Genomic DNA, 18,212 nt, shown 5'->3' with positions numbered 1-18,212 from the left:
TACCGTTACGGTTGCAGGAGCGGTACTGACAATATTCTGAACAATTCTTCGAGCCTGCGGGATACGGACTCCGGGTATAATACTCTCTGTCCCCTCCTGCTTAATGCGTACTACTTCCTCAGCATATCGGCAGTACTGTTCTTACTTTCTCCATTACCTATATACCAGGTTCAAAAGTTTGAGGGGATTTTTACTGGCAGCAAGTGAGTAGTACACGCAGGGATAAGCCAGCGAGCCCAGAGTTTCAAAAATAAACCTGTTTCTTTCCGAATGCTCCATTTTTTTAATCAAATGCTTCTTTATCAAATCGTTATAAGGTTCATTTCTAATTATACTTCTTGCAGCAAAATAAGCGCTCTGGATTGCGTATCTCATCCCGAATCCCCATAAATAGTCCTGAAAACCGCCGGCTTCCCCTACGAACATTGCCCCGTTTTCGTCATGGAAATCTTTCTTTATTTCGAAATGCCCGTAGCCACCGAATTTTTTTCCGGAAGCCAGATCCCTTTTATCAAAGAAATCTGAAAAATACCCGACAGTATTCTGCAGGAATTCATCGGAACAATGGGCCAGTTTTCGATTAAAAACAGTTGCAATTGTTCCATGGCCGTTTTTGATCAAAAGGTAAGAGTAAAAGCCTGTGGCTATTTCATTTCCAAAAGCCATATGATAGCCACTCTCACAGTTCGTTTTGAACTTTATTCCTTTTACAAAAGCAGTTGCATTTTTCGGGCCTGTAGCGTTTACTTTCATGGGAACTTCCTTTTCCGGCACGGAAGCGAAGTGGATGTTTACTCCAAGTTCTTCAGCCTGCTCAAGTAAACATGTATCCAGGCAGCCTTTGCTGCTCCCTCTTCTGACCAGATAACAGCCGTTTTTCACTTTGATTGTCTTCATTTTACCGGAATAATGAATGTTTAATTCAGAAAGCGGCTCGTAATCGAAAGACAGGCCAATTCCGTATGATTCGATCTGTTTCAGGACATCAATTTTCTCTGACCAGTTCTCAATGCCCTGCCAGTCATCATTGAATCTTGTACCAACAGAATTCTTTTTTTCATAAACATTAACGCTATACCCGTTTTTGCGAAGAATTATCGCACATGCCAGCCCGCTTATCCCTCCCCCCAGGATGTTCACTTCTTTATCCATTTGAGCACCGGCATGAAGTAGAACTCATTAATATTTATACCTTCTTTTTTTAATGAGTTATTGTATCTCCCGAAAAACTTTTCTATTTTTTTCGGGCATTTGAAAGTCCCGGATTCACCTGTATACCATATAAAAAAGTTTAAGTGGATTCTTGCTGGCAGCTAACAAATGATACGCAGCAGGATATGCCAGCGAGCCCAGGGTTTCAAAAATGAACCTGTTCCTTTTCGAATGTTCCATCTTTTTTACCAAGTTTCTTTTTATCAAAGTTTCATAAGGTTCTTTGTCAATTATGCTTCTGGCGGCAAAGTTCGCACTCTGGATTGCGTATCTCATTCCGAATCCCCAGAGGTCGTCCTGAAAACCGCCGGCTTCCCCTATTAACATTGACCCGTTATCATCATACAAATTTTTCTTTATTTCGAAATGTCCGTAGCCGCCAAACTTTTTTCCGGAAGCAACTTCTCTTTTATCAATATAGTCTGAAAAATAGTTGATCGTGTTCTGCAGGAACTCTTCCGAATGGTGGAGATTTTTCCGGCCGAATACAGTTGCAATAGTTCCGCGCCCGTCTTTAATCAGGAGGTAAGAGTAAAACCCTCTGGCTATGTCATCGCCAAAAGCCATGTGATAGCTTTTTTCAATACCCGTATCGAATTTGATCCCCCTGGCGAGGAGATTTGCATTTCTGGGACCTGTCGCATTCACCTTTACAGGCATTTCCTCCCCAGGTCTGGAGTTCATGTGGATATTTACGTCCAGTTCCTCAGCCTGCTTGCGTAAGCTGATATCCAGGCAGTCTGCGCTGCTTCCCCTTCTTACCAGGTAACAGGCATTTTTTCCTTTGATAGTTTTTGCCTTGTTGGAATAATGAATAGTTAATTCGGATACCGGCTCGTAATCAAAAGACAGGTCGATCCCATACGATTGTATCTGTTTCAGGATATCGACTTTTTCAGACCAGTTTTCCAGGCCCTGCCAGTCACCATGAAACCTTCCGCCTGAATCATTCTTCTTTTCAAAAATATTAACATTATATCCGTTTTTGCGAAGAATTATCGCACATGCCAGCCCGCTTATTCCTCCTCCGAGGATATTTATTTCTTTTTCCGTATCGACACCAGCATAAAGTGGAACATGGTATTATTTATAGTTACTTTTTGGAATTTACCGACGACTAAAAGTATTTTTAACGGATAAGCTCGCTCCATCCGGACTTTACGTACGTTGCCCGCAGGAGAGCAGGAAGGATACAGTCGCAGGCAGCGCTGACAATATCTGGAACGGTCCTCCGGTTCTGGATAATGGATGCCGGGAAAATACTTCTCTGTCCCATAAAAAAAACGGCCATTAACTTGTCGAAAAAGGGCCATACGGGTTCAAAAGGCATCAGGCTGGTTCATCAGGCATTCGGCTTATACAGGAAATAATATCTTGCAGGCTGTCGGTTTTTTCCTTACGCTTAATACATGCCGTTTTCTCATCATATGACAGTATCGGCCTTATCCCGAAATTTTTCACCGAAAATATTATATCTTTTGATAAATATTTGCTAATTCGGTTGATGATATTTGCGGGGCAGGTGAGTATAAAAGTGGTTAATGAGCTTATCATAAGCTGGTCATAAGTTGGCCATAAGCTGGTCATAAGTGTTTCATACTTATACTCGTATCTGTCACTCCATTAAAGATTCAAGAAACTTAACTTACAGGAAGTTTTAAAATATCTTGTTCTGATTTTCAGAGGCGCAAAACGAAATGGAATTCTCTGTACTGGCACATGTTGATGTAATTCTCGGCTTTGCCATCCTTATCCTTACCATATTTTATAAATTTGAAGTCCCTCCGGTACTGGGTTTTCTTGTAACCGGGATGCTGATCGGCCCTCATGGGCTTGGGATTCTGGACAGCGGGCAGAACATGGAATTGAATGCCGAACTGGGCATCGTTTTCCTGCTTTTTACTATCGGAGTCGACCTTTCCTTAAAAGAGCTCTGGAAAATGAAAAAGGCTGTAATGGTAGGAGGAACTCTTCAGCTCCTTTTTACGACTACAATTGCCCTCATTGTCTGCACATGGCTTGGGTTCGGCCCGGCTACATCTATTTTTGTAGGGTTTCTGATCTCACTGAGCAGCACCGCAATAGTACTCAAAGTCCTTCAGGACAGAAACGAAGTCTATACTCCGCATGGAAAAACTTCGCTTGCAATTCTGATCTTTCAGGACCTGGCTATCGTACCTCTTATTCTGATCACTCCTGTACTTGCAGGAAGTTCCGTGAGTTTTGAAGGAGCACTTCCCAATATATTCTTCAAGGGCTCCCTGATTATTCTGGCATTTGTCCTGAGCGCCAGGTTTCTTGTCCCCTGGATATTTTACCATGTAGGTAAGACAGGCAGCAAACAGCTGTTTTTCGTAAGTGTTGTTTTCATCTGCTTGTCAGCAGCCGTCTTTACTTCAAGCATCGGGCTCTCTCTGGCCCTCGGAGCCTTTTTAGCCGGGATCGTGATCTCCGGGTCTCAATACAGCCAGCAAGCGATGGGGAATATCCTGCCTTTGAAAGACATGTTCATGAGCTTTTTTTTCGTGTCCGTGGGCATGCTTCTGGATATCGGTTACCTGTTCGATCACCTTCCGCTCCTTATTCTTGCAACGATCACTCTTATTTTCATAAAACTAATAGCAGGTGTGAGTGTAACTTTCCTTCTCGGTTCTCCTCTCCGCACGACTCTACTGACAGGGCTTGCACTGGCTCAGGTAGGTGAATTCTCTTTTGTCCTTTCCAGGCTGGGAATGGAATACTCTCTTCTGACCGAAGAAACCTATCAGGCGTTTCTGGCGGTCTCCATCCTTACTATGGGAGTTACGCCCTTTGTGATCAATGCTTCCTACAGGCCTGTCGATTTCATTGTCAGAAAGGCTTCAAGCACGGCATTTGGCATGAAACTGGTACGGGGCGTCTATTCGGAATCCCTTGAAGACGAAGAACAGGCCGAGCCTCAGATGAAAGATCACCTCATAATAGCAGGGTTTGGCTTTTCCGGAAAGACAGTCTCGAAGGCTGCAAAAGCCGCAGGCATCCCCTATATTATCCTTGAGACGAACCCCGAAACCGTGCAGCAGGAGAAAGCAAAAGGGGAAAAAATCCAGTATGGAGACGCAAGCTTCGGGGCTGTCCTCGAACATGCGGGAATCAAGACTGCCAGAGTCCTGGTAACCGGGATCTCCGATGCTTCTGCCACAAGGAAAATTGTCAAGGTTGCAAAGGAGCTTAACCCCAGCATCTGCATCATTGCAAAGGTCCACGACCTGCAGGAAATGAAGCGGCTCAACGCCCTGGGTGCGGATGAAATCATCCCTGAAGAATACGAAACATCAGTCGAGATCTTTGTCCGTCTGCTTGAAAAATATCTTGTCCCGAGGGAAGATATCGAGAAAATGGTAAATGATGTGCGGGCTCACGGTTACCGGAGACTGCGAAAACTTGTCGTTGACACCGGCATTGACAGCGGGTTCAGCATAAAGGACGGGCTTCCGGGAATCGATATTCAGGTCTTAAAAGTTGGAAGAGGCTCTGCTTTTGACGGAAAAACCCTTGCGGACCTGGAATTCAGGAAAAAACACGGAGTAACTGTGCTTTCAGTCCGCAGGTACTCGGATATGTTCTCTACTCCGGCAGGAGACTTCCTTCTTCAGGCAAACGATGCCTGTATCCTCCTGGGAAAGCCTGAGGAACTGTACAACGTAAGAAAGTTTTTTGAAAGTGTCCGGGGATAACCGGCACTTCTCCTCTTATTTTTCTTTTCTTCTCTTTTCTTTTTTACTTAATTTTTTTAATTTTCCCATCTTTTACTTTTTCAATTTTCTTAGTTTCAGCTCCCAAATTTTCTTTTCATTTTTTTCCTTTTATCCATACAAATATATCCTATCCGTCCAGATTTTTTCCCCATGCGCAGGATAATTCTCGCGTCCGCATCCCCAAGGAGAAGAGAACTGCTTAAACAGCTGATCGGCGACAATTTTGTTGTTTACCCGAGTTCTTATGAAGAACCTCCCCAGCCGGGGCTGGGCCCTGAGGAGCTGCTTTTGAAGCATTCTGTCGAGAAAGCCAGGGATGTTGCAAAACACTTCTGTTCAGGGCTTGTGATCTCTGCCGATACCTCGGTCCTCTATGAGGGGGAAGTACTGGGAAAGCCCGGCTCTCCTGAAAATGCTGAAAAAATTCTGGAAAAGCTGAGCGGAAAAAAGTTCAGGGTCATAACCGGGCTTACCGTTCTGGACCTTGACAGCGGGAAGGGAATAAGCGAATTAGAGTCAACAAACGTCTGGCTGGCTGAATTGAGCAAAGACCAGATTTCGGCTTACGTCAGGACGGGGGAGCCTCTGGATAAAGCCGGGGCTTTTGCAGCTCAGGGAAAAGGGGCTGTGCTGGTTGAAAAAGTAGAGGGGGATTTTTTTAATGCTGTCGGGCTCCCTCTTTTTCGGCTGGGGAAAATCCTGGAAAGGCTTGGGGTTTCGGTGTTTGATGAAGGCTTTTCCTGATTCTTCTTTTCCACCCGGAAACTTCAGGCTTTTTTATTCAGGAGGGTTTGCCAGTCATTGCAAAAGTAATAAAGCAATTGGAAGTAATAGTAGCAGATAAGGCTAATAGCGGATAGGGCTAATTTACCTAGAACTTAATAACCAGAGGTGTTCCGAATGCTGCAAGTCTACAATACCCTGACAAGAGAAAAAGAGGTCTTCAAACCTGTAAAGGAAGGCGAGGTTTCGATTTATGCCTGCGGGCCTACGGTCTACAGCATGCCCCACATAGGAAACTATCGGACCTTTCTGATGACGGACAATATAGTGCGGACCCTCGAGTACCTCGGGTACAGGGTAAAACTGGTAATGAACATTACGGACATCGATGACAAAACTATCAGGGACTCAAAAGCAGCCGGGATGTCTCTTAAAGACTTTACGGACAAATACACGGCCGAATTCTTCAAAGGCCTTGATATGCTGAACATAAAGCGGGCTTTTGCGTATCCCAGGGCTACGGAAAACGTTGACGGCATGATCGAACTTGCATGGGAACTGATCGAAAAGGGGCTGGCTTACGAAAAAGACGGTTCGGTCTATTACAGGATTTCCGGATTTCCGGAATACGGCAAGCTTTCCAAACTCAATTTTGACAACATCCTTATCGGCGCATCTGTAGATGTGGATGAGTATGATAAGGACAACCCGAGAGACTTTGCCCTCCTGAAAACTTCAACGCCTGAGGAAATCGAAAGGGGGATCTATTATGACAGCCCCTGGGGGAAAATCCGTCCTGGCTGGCATATCGAGTGCTCGGTAATGGCAATGAACAGTTTCGGGCCGACCCTGGACATCCATACCGGAGGTGTGGACCTGATCTTCCCGCACCACGAAAACGAGATTGCCCAATCCGAAGGTGCGACCGGAAAACCCTTCGTATGCACCTGGATTCATGGGGAGCACCTGATAGTTGAAGGGGAAAAGATGAGCAAGTCCAAGGGAAACGTTTTCACCCTGCCAGAGATCGTTGAGAAATATGGGGGCGAGGTTGTACGTTTCATGTTCCTGTCAGTGCACTACCGGAAAAAGCTGGACTATTCCGAAGCCTTTGCAGAAAACGCAAAAAACAATTACCTGCGGCTTAAAGAGACGCTCGATAACCTTGAATTTGCCCTGAAGGGGGCAGATGATGAAACATACCCCGGAGACCTGGAAATCCTTGAAACCCTTCCTGAACTTGAGACCCATTTCAGGCAGGCGCTTGAAGATGATTTGAATACCCCCAAAGCCCTGACCGTCTTCAGGGAACTTTCGCGTACAGCCAACTTATACCTTGAAGCCGGAAAAAACAGGGAAGTCCTGGAAAAAGTGCATGTCCTTTACAGGCAGTTTTCGGATATCCTGGGCCTTTTTGCACAGGCAGGCAAAGAAGAAATCCCGGAAGAAGTCGTCAGGCTTGTAGGGGAACGTGAGGCTGCCCGGAAAAAGAAAGACTGGGAAACTTCCGATGCAATAAGGGAGAAAATAAAGGCACTTGGTTATACCATACAGGACAAAAAAGAAGGGCCGAATGTAAAGAAAGCCGAAGAGAGTTGAAAATTTACTTTCCTGCCCCAGCTACGGGAAAATCAAATCCGAATTTCTTCTTTTTCGCCTGTTTTTTTGCCGGCAGGGGTCTGCAGCGGGGAGCGCTGGAGGGAGGAATATAATTCATTCAAGCTCTGCAGGATCTTGAACCCTTTTTCCGTAATCATATAGTCCCCTCTTTCGTGCTGCTGCAGGATAAGCCCGCTGTCCATAAGCTTCTGCAGATGGAAGAGCAGGTTTCCGCCTCTGAGACCTGTTATTTCGGAAAAGCCTGAGAAACTTTTCGTCTCAAAAGCCACACCTCTCAGGATTTCCAGGCGCTGGGGGTTGGATACCGGTTCGAGGATTTCTCTCATAAGTATGCCGGGTTCAAGGGCTGAAATATCAGGTTTCTTTTCCTGGTTGACGGCATAAATCCTCATCGAACGCATAAGGTTGACCTGTTTTGTGAAAAGGCTGGAAACCTCGGAAAAGCATTGCTCACACTTACTATAAGGGGCTCCACATCTCATTTCCTGGAGTTTTTCCCTGTTCCCTGAAACGAGGACCTCATCTACCCTTCCCTGTTTTACAAGCTCTGCATTCCTCTGAAGAAGGGCTGAAAAGGCAGACCTGCAGTTCTCTTTTTCAGGGCATTTCTTCACCATATTTTTTTCAAGCCCTGTTTCGATATCCTCATAAAGGTGGGAGAGAATCGCATTTGAGTATTCCTGCCTTGAACATTCCAGAGCCGTTTCAAAGCGCAGCCTGTTTGAGCATTCCATTACTTTCTTGATATCGCTGTGCATATCGCAAAGCTTTTCCCTGATAGCCTTTATTTCCGCCATTTCCGGGTCTTCCGGAGCTGCAGGGCTTTCAGGGATGTTTTCTTTTTTCCTGTCGCTATCTTTCATATTTTTTACATCTCCCGGCTTTCCTTAAAAAGTTTCTGTTACAACCTTAAAGGTCATTGGGGTATATGAATTCTTTCGAGGTACTGGAATGCATTTAGTATATTTTGATGCCGATTAAGTATAAATCAATAACTTACAGATAACTAATGGCATAAAGGCCAGTACTTGAAGGCGGAGGTGAGAAAAATATGGTAAAGTGCGGTATTTGCGGAGGGGAAGCCCCGAAACAGCCCTGCATAACCGAAGAAGGGACCTGTAACCTTTGCGGTAAAAAGGTTGTTCTTGCAGAAGAGAAGGAAAAGAAGTAACACTGAAAGATGAATGGCAAGACAGCCATTTAGCTGACGACACACCACCCGAAAAGAGGTTTTCAGCATTAATTTCCCTCCTATAAAGGGGGATTACTGCTCTCTCTTTTTTGAAAACTGAAAATCCATATTGCAAAAAATCTATGCTGCAAAAAATCTATGCTGCAAAGTTTCCCTGTTTTTAGTTGTTTTTTCCTCTATTTTCTATTTTTAATTTTTCTCCTTAATTTTCTATTTTTAATTTTTCTCCTTAATTTTCTATTTTTAATTTTTCCCCTTAATTTTCTATTTTTAGAGTCAAATCCCCGGATTTTTCCTCTCTTTTTCCTCTCTCAGCTTGGGAAATTAACTGTGGAAGCCAGCAACATCTGAAATATGTCAACAATTATTTATCCAATTATATACTATTTTATATAATCTTATCTCGCTTTTTCTGGGCCGTATCCTTTTTTCTTTCATACGTCCCTTTATCGTCTACAGGGGGTGGGAATGCATGGGCTTTAAAGACCTGATTACTAAAGATGCGAGCACAAATAACGACGGAAATGAAAAGTCCGGCAAGGAAGCTGTAAAAATAGGCCCGGTTTTAGCCGAACTGGGGCATGCCCCAGGCACGATAAAAATGACGCTCGTATCTCCGAAAGCCGTGGAAGAGAAGTCCATAGATTCGATCAACAGTGCAATGCTTCTTATCAAGGAACTCTCAAAAAAGGTCGGGGATACTGTGGAGGAAATACCTGCTGAGTGCCGTCCTTCTCAGGTACACCTGACTTTTAACATTCGCCTGACTACGGATGGAAGGGCAGTCATTACCAAATCCGAAAAGGAAACAAACCTGAAAGTAACACTGATGTGGAAGCCTGACGGAAAGGATAGCGAAGAAGCTATAGAATAGGGCAGGGAACAATATATGGAGGGAGGTGAGGGAAAACGAAAGCTATACTCCTGAAAGCCCGGCCATAAGAGCTAAAAATAGGTTATGCTCAGCCTTCCTGATAAAATCGGCTATTTCAACCATCCTTATAAGATCACTCATCTCCAGTTTTCCCGGTAGCTGTCTTTCAAGCGAATCCATTTACTCAAAAATAAAGGACTCTTGAAGGAAAAAATAAGTACAAGCCGTGCAAAGTAATTCACTATATGAAATCCAAGCTTCTTACCCTTATCCTTGTCCTTTCGCTTGTTGCGAATGCTTACTTTGTTTTCTTCTCTCAGACTCCGGTTGAGGGGGAGCAGGTCAAGACAATGCAGGAACGTATAAATTCCCTTGAAAAGGAAAATGAAAGACTTGAAACGCAGGTAACTCAGAATAACCAGTCTCTCCAGTCCTATGCTTCCCAGCTGGACTTCTACCGTGAGAGAGTCTTCGAACTCGAAAATAATCTCCAGGCATGCCCTGCAGGTATGGAAGGCTTTGCCACTCTGCAGGCTCCTGCCGTCTTCCAGAACGTTGAACTGGAAAAGTCAGGTCCTTTTATCCGGGAGGTGGTTTCCGAAGAGGGCACCCTTCTCAATATCTCGGCTGAAACCAGGTCCGGAAAAGGTCGGGTGCTTGTCCAGACCACTCCTCTTATGGGCGTGATTTTTCAGGACGCTGCAAATACTGCAGTTTTCGTGGCCCAGCAGGAGACCGGGGTTTCTCTCTCAGGCAGTGACGTTATTTTCAGCATCACCTCCGATCAGGAGATCCCGGGTGTTGACGGTTCAAGTGCAGGAGCTCTCATGACCCTTCTTACTATTTCCGCTATCAACGGCACTGAACTTAATGACAGCATCACTCTTACCGGCACCATTGACGATGAAGGGAATGTCGGGGAAATAGGCGGGGTCTTCGAAAAAGCTACGGCGGCAGAAGCCGGGGGAAAAACTCTCTTCCTTCTGCCCAGAGAAAACAGTAAGCTTGTCACTTACAAACTTGTAACCAGAAAAATCGGAGGAATTGATGTCGTCCAGAGAGTTCCGGAAACTGTGGACGCAGAAGAATATATCGAGAAGAACATCGGGATAAACGTTGAGTACGTGGACACTATTGAGGACGTGCTGGAGTATGAAGGGCTTCAACTCAAATGAAATGTAAAATCAATAAGATGTAAACTCATAGGACATAAAATATATCAGATATAAAATCGATGTCGTCATACGGTTTTGTTTCTAAAAAAGTTAGGGAAAGGGATTTTTTTCTCCCTTATTTTTTCCCCTTTCATTTTGCCTTTGGCGGTTGGAATTCACGGGCCATTTTACAAATCAGACCGGAAAATCTTCTATTTTCTCTAAAAAGTAGACTTCCGGTTTGCCAATTACCCCTGCTTTTTGCATTGTCTCTTTCAGATCTTCGGATTCTATGAATTCAGTTGCATTTTCTTTTTTATCCCACTCAAAAAGAATAAACAGATCGTTTGTTTCGTCTGAACTGCAGAAGAGCTGTCCGCCTTTGCACCCTGCTTTTCCTCTTGTAGTTCCGTGTTCGTCAAAAAAGGGTTTCCATTCGGAATAGTCCTCTACTTTGTGCCTTATAACTACATACACCATAGCAGTTTCCCCTCTTTTTAATAGGGGCGCTTTTATAAAAAAGCTTGCTGAATTCTTGTCAGGGCACCGAGTAATTAATGAGCCGGATCCTGCCATATTTTATATTCTTTGATAGTCATAATTTTTATATCTAAACCTTTATCTCCTATTTTTGAATCACAAAGGTGACCAGAGTGTTTGAAAAATTGATCCCAAAACAGAGGAGGATGTCCACCAGGGTAGGAGGGTTGCTTACTCTTGTGGGAGAAGCGATGTTTCTGTTTTCAATCCTCAATTTCCTGATGATTTCCCGGCTTCAGTATTACAGTGAAGGAGACTCGTATATCAGGACTGTTTTCCCTCATTATTTGCTCTTTCTTACGGGATTGAGTATCATAGGCTTTGTTGCGATGTTGCTTGTGTACATTTATGTCCTGCCGAGCAAACAGCGTTTTTCCCAGGAACAGGCTGTTAAGGACAACCGAAGCCCCATGTATGACAGGATCCTTGAGGTGCAGGACGAGCTTGCCGAGATGCAGGAGATGATGAAAGAGCTCTCGGAAAAGGTCGAAAAACTTTCGGAAAAAGAGTTGAGATGAAGACATAAAAGTTAGTGATAAGGTCCCTGACATTTCTTTCTCATGAGAGACGAAACAAGGGGAGGCTTCTACTTTGTGCCTGATAGCAGTATATACCATTGTAAAGGATCTCAAGTTCGATTTTTAAATCCCTTCTCTAATTTCAGTAACTCGGATTAATATGTCTTTTTTATAAAACCATGAGTATTTTTTATATAATGAGCTATCCACTGTTGCCTCTCCATCTACAGAAGGACGAACTGTAATTTCTATCAGGCATTACCTTCGTGTTGTGGTTCAGCAGGGAGAGCAGGATGAAAGAATTCTGTCGCGGGTAATTGCCACGAGTTTCCAAAAAAGTTAGATCAAGGTGTCCAGGTATCTGACGAGAGCTTCGCATAATCGTTGTGCAGACCACGTGGGAGAAATAATTTCGTATATCAAGGGGAATTGCATCGTTAAAGAAAGAGTTTTTGATTCGTTGCAGATTAAAGATATCGCGGTAGTGGATATGCCTGTGGACGCAGATGCGGCAGCCAAAAGACTGGCCAAAGCCATCACCTTCCCTACCACCTCCAATCAGGATCGCAGCGATTTTGATGAGAAAGCCTTCAATGATTTTCATCAATACCTTGTGGACACCTTACCCGCTTATTCACAAAACCCTGAAATGGGAGATCCTCGGTGATCCCCGCAAGTTCAGCCTGCTCTACACCTGGAGCGGCAAGAATCTGTCTCTGCCACCGATCGTGCTGATGGGCCACCAGGTGTAGTACCGGTGGTTCCGGGCACGGAACAGCAGTGGGAGCACGGCGCCTTCTCGGGAGATATTGCCGATGGCTACATATGGGTCGTGGCTAAGATCATGATCCTTGCCATCCCGGAAGCCGTCGAGATGCACCTTAAACAGGGATTTCAGCCAACCCGCACCATCTATCTGGTCTTCGGACAGGACGAGGAGGTGATGGGCCCTGAAGGCTTGAAGCAGATTGTGAAAGAGCTGAAATTTCGAGGTATCAATGAGGTCGCACTGGTTCTGGATGAGGGCCTGCCACTGACCACCGGCCTGTTCCCCGGTATCACCGCTCCAATTGCCCTGATTGGCACAGCGGAAAAGGGTTACACCACCATGCAGTTGAAGGTAGCGGGCTCCTGCGGGCACTCCGCCATGCCGCCAAATAACTCCAACATCAGCATACTGGCCCAGGCTATCACCAAACTCGAGGCCACCCCATTCCCTTGCCGGATCACACAGCCCGTGCGGGACCAGATGCGTTTCTTGGGACCGGAACTCCCAGAGAAGTCCCACGAGATTCTGGAAGATATTGCTTTTGGCAACGGGACTGAAATGGCAGAGACTACAGAACAAGAACGTGCCCTGGAGTATACGGAAAACCTCACAGTGGGGTGGCAAGCCCGAAACACTAGCGAGGATCAGTTCATCAAATACATGCTCACCAGCTCTCAAACCACTGCGATGCTTCACACCATCACAGCGGTCACGATGGTCAACGGCGGCGTCAAGGAAAACGTTATGCTGCCAATTGCCACTGTGGTTGTGAATTTCCGGATTTTGCAGGGCGAAACCGTGCTCTTTGTTATTCTCTCCATTGTCTCCTGATCTTTCTCAGTTACCTGATTTTTTTCAAGAATCGCGCTTTTGTATCACAATATTCCACTCCTGCCTATTGAATACGATTCGCCAGCGTCCGACCATTTAAATATCGTGAACTACATATTGCTGCGGGTCTGAAGAGTTATGCTCTCTTCCCAAGATCAGCTCTCCTTTCAGAAAAAAATAATTTTTTCAAATCCTTAAAAATGATTTTTCCACCACTATGGCCCCTGAAATCACTCCAATCCTTGAAGAACCTGCCCTTATCGTCAGGAACACGGAAACTGCCCTTGTAATTGCCGACATCCACCTCGGGATCGAGTGGGATCTCTACAAGAGCGGGATCAATTTGCCTAGCCGGATCAAAGACAGGCTTGACCGGGTTCTCGGATATCTGCAAACGTGTTCCACTGACCGTATAGTGCTCCTTGGGGATGTGAAGCACAATGTCCCTCAGGTTTCCTGGCAGGAGAAGGATGAGATTCCCCTCTTTCTTGAAACACTTGCAGAACACGCACATGTGGATATTTTCCCTGGCAACCACGATGGAGGGATTGAGTTTCTTTTCAGCGGGCAAAAGGATATAAAAGTCCATTCTGCAAGAGGTGCTGTCCTTGACGGAATTGGATATTTCCATGGACATACCTGGCCTGCCCCTGAACTTCTTGCTGCATCCCGCGTAATTACTGCCCATAACCATCCCACAGTCCGTTTTACCGATACCTTCGGGTATTCCATAGTTGAACCTGCCTGGATCAGGACCCGATTCAATGTCGAAACCCTTAAGGCTCGTTTCGGAAACCTTGATTTTGAGAATGAGAAAGACTGGGCAGACCCTGAAGTCTTTATCATGCCAGCTTTTAACGAACTCTGCGGAGGCGTCCCCTTTAATGAGTCAACACAGGAAGACCTCCTGGGTCCGGTTTTTTCTTCAGGGGGGATTGAGCTTGATAATGCCGAAGTGTACCTCCTGGACGGGACAAGGCTCGGGCTGATCAAGAATATTCGAAAACTACAGCATACAAGGATCAGAAGCAGGGCTGGAAGTAGAAAACGTCCTTCTGGAAGTCCTCTGTGAACTGACCGGGCATGCAACTTTTGATGCAAAAATAGTTTTTTCGCTTGGATTTTGTAACATGCCCTGGTTTGCACGGAAAATAGATACATTTTCGTTTGGACTTCCAAACTTCCAACCAAAAAAGACACGTTATTCAATTTTTATGTCCTGGCTTCTCTTTTGGAACCATTTAGCAGTAACATTTTTCTTTAGTATACAACTATCTTTATGAAATTGACAATTACCCTCAGACAATTAAACTGGAATTCCAAAATTGTTTTGTGACCGGAGAAGAGTGGAATGGGAGGAAACTTGAGATCGTCTGGGATTGAAGTTATCGGAAATGTGCCCTGGGGGACACACTTCTGCCAGTTCTACCAGACAAAAGAAGATTTGACGGACATACTTATCCCCTATTTCAAATCAGGGCTGGAAAATAACGAATTTTGCTTCTGGGTCATGTCGCAACCTCTGGAAGTAGAGGAGGCAAAAGAAGCCCTGAGGACAGCCATTCCTGATATTGATGCCTACCTGGCTAAAGGGCAGATCGAAATTGTTCCCCATACTCAGGGATATGTAAATGAGGGGATTTTCGATTCCGAGCAGGTCATAAGCGGGTGGGTAGAAAAGTTAGATCAGGTCCTATCAAGGGGCTACGAAGGGCTCAGGGTGGCAGGGGCTACTTCCTGGCTGAAAAAAGAGAACTGGAACGATTTTGTAGCTTATGAGAAAAAAGCGGATTCCAGCATCAGGAAACGACCAATAATATCTCTGTGCCCGTATTTCCTCGAGATGTGCAGTGCAGCCGATATTATTGACGTGACCTTCAATCACCAATTTGCCTTGATCAAAAGGGAAGGTAAATGGGAACGGATGGATAATTCCGGATGGGAAAATCTCTCCGGGAAAAAACAGGCAGAAGAGGCTATGCTCTCAAGTGAGCCGCGCCCCGGGATGAATCTGGAGAACATTTTTTCTCCTTCCCAGGAGATGGCTAACCTTGAGCTTGCTGAGATTATTGATACCGGGGCAGTTCAGTCCCTGATGAACGATTTCTATGAGTTTTCACACGTTACCATAGGCCTGGTCGATCTCAAAGGCAATGTTCTTGTATGGGTCGGATGGCAGGATATCTGCACCAGATTCCACAGGGTCCATCCCGAAGCCTGTAAGCACTGCATAGAGAGTGACACAAAGCTATCCGCAGGTGTTGCTCCTGGAAAGTTTAAACTATACCGGTGCAAGAATAATATGTGGGACGTAGCGACGCCCATCGTGGTTGGAGGGCAGCATGTAGGCAATATCTTCTCCGGACAGTTCTTTTTTGAGGACGAGCCTCTGGACTATGAGCTTTTCCGGGCTCAGGCCAGGAAATACGGTTTCAATGAGGAAGAATACATAGCAGCGCTTGAAAAAGTTCCGCGCTTGAGCAGGGAGTATGTGGACACGGTCATGTCCTTCTTCATGAAATTTGCCCACATGATCTCACAGCTAAGCTACATCAATGTCAGGCTTGCCCAGTCACTGACGGAACGTGAGGCGCTTGTGGACGCACTGAGGAAGAGCGAGAAGTGTGAGCGAGCTCGCTCGGATGAAATGGCAGTATTACTGGATGCGGTGCCCACAGCCGTGTGGATCGCTCACGATCCTCGGGCGCTTCACATAACCGGTAACCGGCTTTCATACGAATGGCTTCGCATTCCTCCAGGTTCAAACGCATCCAAATCCTCTCCTCCGGAAGAGAGGCCCGAGACCTTCAAGGTATTCAGGGACGGAGTGGAGCTCTCGTCTGTAGATCTGCCGTTGCATGTCTCGGCTGCCGGTACAGAGTTACTTGATTACGAGTTCGACTTTGTCTATCCTGACGGCGTGATGCGGCACGTGCTGGGTAACGCCAGGCCCCTGCATGATGAAACAGGTAACCCTCGAGGTTCCGTTGCTGCATTCATAGACATCACCGAGCGCAAACGGGCCGAGGAGGCCCTTCAAAAAGCATACGACAATCTGGAAGAAAAAGTTAAAGAACGCACGGCTGAACTTGAAGAAGCTTATAAGGCCCTGGTGGAAAATGAGAGAAGACTCTCTGAAGCCCAAAAAATGGCTCATATTGGAATCTGGGATTGGGATCTTGTAACCGATGAAATGTACTGGTCTGATGAAGCTTTTCGTATTGCTGGGGGTAGTCCCCGGAAATTTGGCTGGCCATACACTGACATTTTAAATCTCATACACCCCGACGACCGGGAATATGTGAACGATACCGTTAAAAGGGCTTTAAACGGAATGCCCTTTGGCATTGATCTCAGGATTATTCTGGCCGATGGAGAAAACCGCGTAGTTCATGTGCAGGGAGAAACCGTCTTTGATGAGAAAAATAACCCTCTCCGAATGAGAGGGACAGTCCAGGATATTACAGAAAGTAAAAGGACAGAAGAAAAAATTAAGATCCTGGCAGATGCCGTGGAATCCTCGGACGATGCTATCATAACCGAATCTCTTGACGGGGTCATTACCAGCTGGAATAAAGGGGCAGAGCAGATTTATGGGTACTCGGCCGAAGAAATTCTCGGGAAAAATGCGTCAATACTTGAGCCTTTTCATCTTAAAGGGGATATGAAACAGTTAACTGAAAAGCTTAAACGGAAAGAAAAGATCCAGCGTCACAGAACTTTAGGGCTAAAAAAGGATGGTACCATAATAAGTGTTTCAATAACTCTCTCTCCTATTTTTGATGCCTCAGGAGAGCCTGTAGCCATCTCAGCTATTGCCAGAGATATTACCGAGCGTATCAGGGCAGAAGAAGCCTTGGCAAAAACTGAGGAGGCCAGGAAAAAAGAGATCCACCACAGGATCAAGAACAACCTGCAGGTAATCTCTTCTCTGCTGGACCTCCAGGCTGAAAAGTTCCTGGATGAAGAGGTACTTGAAGCTTTCAGGGAAAGCCAGAGCCGGGTACTCTCGATGTCCCTTATCCATGAGGAACTCTATAAAGGTGGAGGAACCGACACCCTGGACTTTTCGGCATATCTTCAAAAGTTAGCTGAAAATCTTCTCCAGACCTACAGCCTTTGCAGTAAAAATGTTCACCTGCATATGGACCTGGAAGAAAATTCCTTCTTCAATATGGACATTGCTGTCCCGTTAGGAATTATTGTTAACGAACTCGTTTCGAATTCTCTTAAACATGCTTTTACTGAAAAAGAAGGAGATATTCGAATCCGGCTTTGCAGGGAAGAACCGGATCGCGAAATAAACAAATCCCTTTTCAGCCTGACAATTTCAGATAACGGAAAAGGAATTCCTGAAAACTTAGAATTAGAAACTGTTGAATCCCTTGGCCTGCAGTTAGTAAATATCCTTGTTGATCAACTGGATGGAAATATTGACCTTAAACGTGATCAGGGGACGAAATTTTTAATCGAATTCAGGGTGACGGAAAGATCCTAAATCCTGTGAAAAAATCCAGTACAAAGATCCTGTGGAAAATCCTGTGAAAATCCTGTGAAATTCCTTACGAAAAGCCCCTGTAGAAAAAATCCTGTGAATTGATAAGCATAGAGTATTTCTGCAGCAATCTGTGGGAGCGATTTTTCTCCTGAAACATGCCATTTTCATTAATATGTCTGCTCCTTTTCTCAACGTTTATATAAAATGCATGGCTGTATGGAAAAAAATAAATGTCAGGAATTCGGCTAATAAACGGTCATTATTCCTGATAATTCAAATTTCAACATTCAGCCGTAGAAGGGATACAGAACTCACAGGACCCGGATAATCTCTTTCAAATTCTCTTCTGCTGTGGGTCCGGCTGATTTATTGATTATTGATTTATTTATGGTTAAATTGCTGAGCGATTTACTGATTGCTTACTGATTAACTATTGATCGGGATAAATCGATTTTCGGATCGATTCCGCTCAGTTTAGCGGTTAGTTACTGGTCAATTTACTTGTTTATTTATTTGTATCACCTGAAAAGGATGTACTGATTCA

16 protein-coding genes are annotated in these 18,212 nt (G+C 45.1%); 10 read left to right on the top strand and 6 right to left on the bottom strand.

Features of this window, described 5'->3' with window-relative positions; genetic code table 11:
• Nucleotides 1–153: 153 nt before the first annotated feature.
• The 3 genes from ACSAZL_RS17030 to ACSAZL_RS17020 form a co-directional block, all read right to left on the bottom strand.
• Complete coding sequence (locus ACSAZL_RS17030; RefSeq protein ID WP_440945789.1) at nt 154–1,152, bottom strand: NAD(P)/FAD-dependent oxidoreductase; 999 nt, start codon at nt 1,150–1,152, stop codon at nt 154–156.
• Nucleotides 1,153–1,266: 114 nt separating this feature from the next.
• Nucleotides 1,267–1,896: an NAD(P)/FAD-dependent oxidoreductase gene (locus tag ACSAZL_RS17025; RefSeq protein WP_440945788.1), complete on the bottom strand. Its 630-nt coding sequence runs from the start codon at nt 1,894–1,896 to the stop codon at nt 1,267–1,269.
• 445 nt (nt 1,897–2,341) lie between these two features.
• The gene (locus ACSAZL_RS17020) at nt 2,342–2,488 is read right to left on the bottom strand and encodes a hypothetical protein (protein ID WP_440945787.1); all 147 of its coding nucleotides are present in this window, start codon (nt 2,486–2,488) and stop codon (nt 2,342–2,344) included.
• 421 nt (nt 2,489–2,909) lie between these two features.
• On the opposite strand from ACSAZL_RS17020, the gene ACSAZL_RS17015 reads away from it, so the two are divergent.
• From ACSAZL_RS17015 to cysS, 3 genes are all read left to right on the top strand, one after another.
• Entirely contained in the window at nt 2,910–4,928 is a 2,019-nt protein-coding gene (locus tag ACSAZL_RS17015; RefSeq protein ID WP_440945786.1) for a cation:proton antiporter domain-containing protein, read from the top strand.
• 171 nt (nt 4,929–5,099) lie between these two features.
• Nucleotides 5,100–5,693, top strand: coding sequence for a Maf family nucleotide pyrophosphatase (locus tag ACSAZL_RS17010; protein WP_440945785.1), 594 nt, complete (start codon nt 5,100–5,102; stop codon nt 5,691–5,693).
• 156 nt (nt 5,694–5,849) lie between these two features.
• Complete coding sequence (gene cysS, locus ACSAZL_RS17005) at nt 5,850–7,271, top strand: cysteine--tRNA ligase (protein WP_440945784.1); 1,422 nt, start codon at nt 5,850–5,852, stop codon at nt 7,269–7,271.
• A gap of 32 nt (nt 7,272–7,303) precedes the next feature.
• On the opposite strand, the gene ACSAZL_RS17000 is transcribed toward cysS, so the two are convergent.
• A complete protein-coding gene (locus ACSAZL_RS17000; RefSeq protein ID WP_440945783.1) occupies nt 7,304–8,155 on the bottom strand; it encodes a winged helix-turn-helix domain-containing protein in 852 nt (283 codons plus the stop codon).
• An 801-nt stretch (nt 8,156–8,956) separates the two neighbouring features.
• On the opposite strand from ACSAZL_RS17000, the gene ACSAZL_RS16995 reads away from it, so the two are divergent.
• A complete protein-coding gene (locus ACSAZL_RS16995) occupies nt 8,957–9,358 on the top strand; it encodes a CU044_2847 family protein (protein ID WP_440945782.1) in 402 nt (133 codons plus the stop codon).
• Nucleotides 9,359–9,400: 42 nt separating this feature from the next.
• Here ACSAZL_RS16995 and ACSAZL_RS16990 read toward each other — a convergent pair whose 3' ends face one another.
• The gene (locus tag ACSAZL_RS16990) at nt 9,401–9,538 is read right to left on the bottom strand and encodes a hypothetical protein (protein ID WP_440945781.1); all 138 of its coding nucleotides are present in this window, start codon (nt 9,536–9,538) and stop codon (nt 9,401–9,403) included.
• Between the two features lie 65 nt (nt 9,539–9,603).
• Here ACSAZL_RS16990 and ACSAZL_RS16985 point away from each other — a divergent pair, with 65 nt between their 5' ends.
• Nucleotides 9,604–10,533, top strand: a complete 930-nt coding sequence (locus tag ACSAZL_RS16985; RefSeq protein ID WP_440945780.1) for a S16 family serine protease — start codon at nt 9,604–9,606, stop codon at nt 10,531–10,533.
• A 174-nt stretch (nt 10,534–10,707) separates the two neighbouring features.
• Here the strand turns inward: ACSAZL_RS16985 and ACSAZL_RS16980 are convergent, their stop codons facing one another.
• Entirely contained in the window at nt 10,708–10,992 is a 285-nt protein-coding gene (locus ACSAZL_RS16980; protein WP_440945779.1) for a hypothetical protein, read from the bottom strand.
• Nucleotides 10,993–11,198: 206 nt separating this feature from the next.
• On the opposite strand from ACSAZL_RS16980, the gene ACSAZL_RS16975 reads away from it, so the two are divergent.
• The 5 genes from ACSAZL_RS16975 (at nt 11,199) to ACSAZL_RS16955 (ending at nt 17,668) form a co-directional block, all read left to right on the top strand.
• Nucleotides 11,199–11,570, top strand: a complete 372-nt coding sequence (locus ACSAZL_RS16975) for a hypothetical protein (RefSeq protein ID WP_440945778.1) — start codon at nt 11,199–11,201, stop codon at nt 11,568–11,570.
• 349 nt (nt 11,571–11,919) lie between these two features.
• Nucleotides 11,920–12,237, top strand: coding sequence for a hypothetical protein (locus ACSAZL_RS16970; RefSeq protein ID WP_440945777.1), 318 nt, complete (start codon nt 11,920–11,922; stop codon nt 12,235–12,237).
• Nucleotides 12,238–12,327: 90 nt separating this feature from the next.
• Nucleotides 12,328–13,170, top strand: a complete 843-nt coding sequence (locus tag ACSAZL_RS16965; protein WP_440945776.1) for a M20/M25/M40 family metallo-hydrolase — start codon at nt 12,328–12,330, stop codon at nt 13,168–13,170.
• Nucleotides 13,171–13,387: 217 nt separating this feature from the next.
• Nucleotides 13,388–14,242, top strand: coding sequence for a metallophosphoesterase (locus ACSAZL_RS16960; RefSeq protein WP_440945775.1), 855 nt, complete (start codon nt 13,388–13,390; stop codon nt 14,240–14,242).
• A 279-nt stretch (nt 14,243–14,521) separates the two neighbouring features.
• Complete coding sequence (locus ACSAZL_RS16955; protein ID WP_440945774.1) at nt 14,522–17,668, top strand: PocR ligand-binding domain-containing protein; 3,147 nt, start codon at nt 14,522–14,524, stop codon at nt 17,666–17,668.
• Nucleotides 17,669–18,212 lie beyond the last annotated feature (544 nt).

This window comes from Methanosarcina mangrovi, from assembly GCF_052057765.1.
Lineage (GTDB): Archaea > Halobacteriota > Methanosarcinia > Methanosarcinales > Methanosarcinaceae > Methanosarcina.
This window is presented reverse-complemented; position numbering and strand designations above follow the sequence as displayed.

Bases quoted from the DNA above. Each gene is read 5' to 3' on its own strand.
- ACSAZL_RS17030 (WP_440945789.1), bottom strand. From the start codon at position 1,152: ATGGATAAAGAAGTGAACATCCTGGGGGGAGGGATAAGCGGGCTGGCA.
- ACSAZL_RS17025 (WP_440945788.1), bottom strand. From the start codon at position 1,896: ATGAACTCCAGACCTGGGGAGGAAATGCCTGTAAAGGTGAATGCGACA.
- ACSAZL_RS17020 (WP_440945787.1), bottom strand. From the start codon at position 2,488: ATGGGACAGAGAAGTATTTTCCCGGCATCCATTATCCAGAACCGGAGG.
- ACSAZL_RS17015 (WP_440945786.1), top strand. From the start codon at position 2,910: ATGGAATTCTCTGTACTGGCACATGTTGATGTAATTCTCGGCTTTGCC.
- ACSAZL_RS17010 (WP_440945785.1), top strand. From the start codon at position 5,100: ATGCGCAGGATAATTCTCGCGTCCGCATCCCCAAGGAGAAGAGAACTG.
- cysS (WP_440945784.1), top strand. From the start codon at position 5,850: ATGCTGCAAGTCTACAATACCCTGACAAGAGAAAAAGAGGTCTTCAAA.
- ACSAZL_RS17000 (WP_440945783.1), bottom strand. From the start codon at position 8,155: ATGAAAGATAGCGACAGGAAAAAAGAAAACATCCCTGAAAGCCCTGCA.
- ACSAZL_RS16995 (WP_440945782.1), top strand. From the start codon at position 8,957: ATGGGCTTTAAAGACCTGATTACTAAAGATGCGAGCACAAATAACGAC.
- ACSAZL_RS16990 (WP_440945781.1), bottom strand. From the start codon at position 9,538: ATGGATTCGCTTGAAAGACAGCTACCGGGAAAACTGGAGATGAGTGAT.
- ACSAZL_RS16985 (WP_440945780.1), top strand. From the start codon at position 9,604: ATGAAATCCAAGCTTCTTACCCTTATCCTTGTCCTTTCGCTTGTTGCG.
- ACSAZL_RS16980 (WP_440945779.1), bottom strand. From the start codon at position 10,992: ATGGTGTATGTAGTTATAAGGCACAAAGTAGAGGACTATTCCGAATGG.
- ACSAZL_RS16975 (WP_440945778.1), top strand. From the start codon at position 11,199: ATGTCCACCAGGGTAGGAGGGTTGCTTACTCTTGTGGGAGAAGCGATG.
- ACSAZL_RS16960 (WP_440945775.1), top strand. From the start codon at position 13,388: ATGGCCCCTGAAATCACTCCAATCCTTGAAGAACCTGCCCTTATCGTC.
- ACSAZL_RS16955 (WP_440945774.1), top strand. From the start codon at position 14,522: ATGGGAGGAAACTTGAGATCGTCTGGGATTGAAGTTATCGGAAATGTG.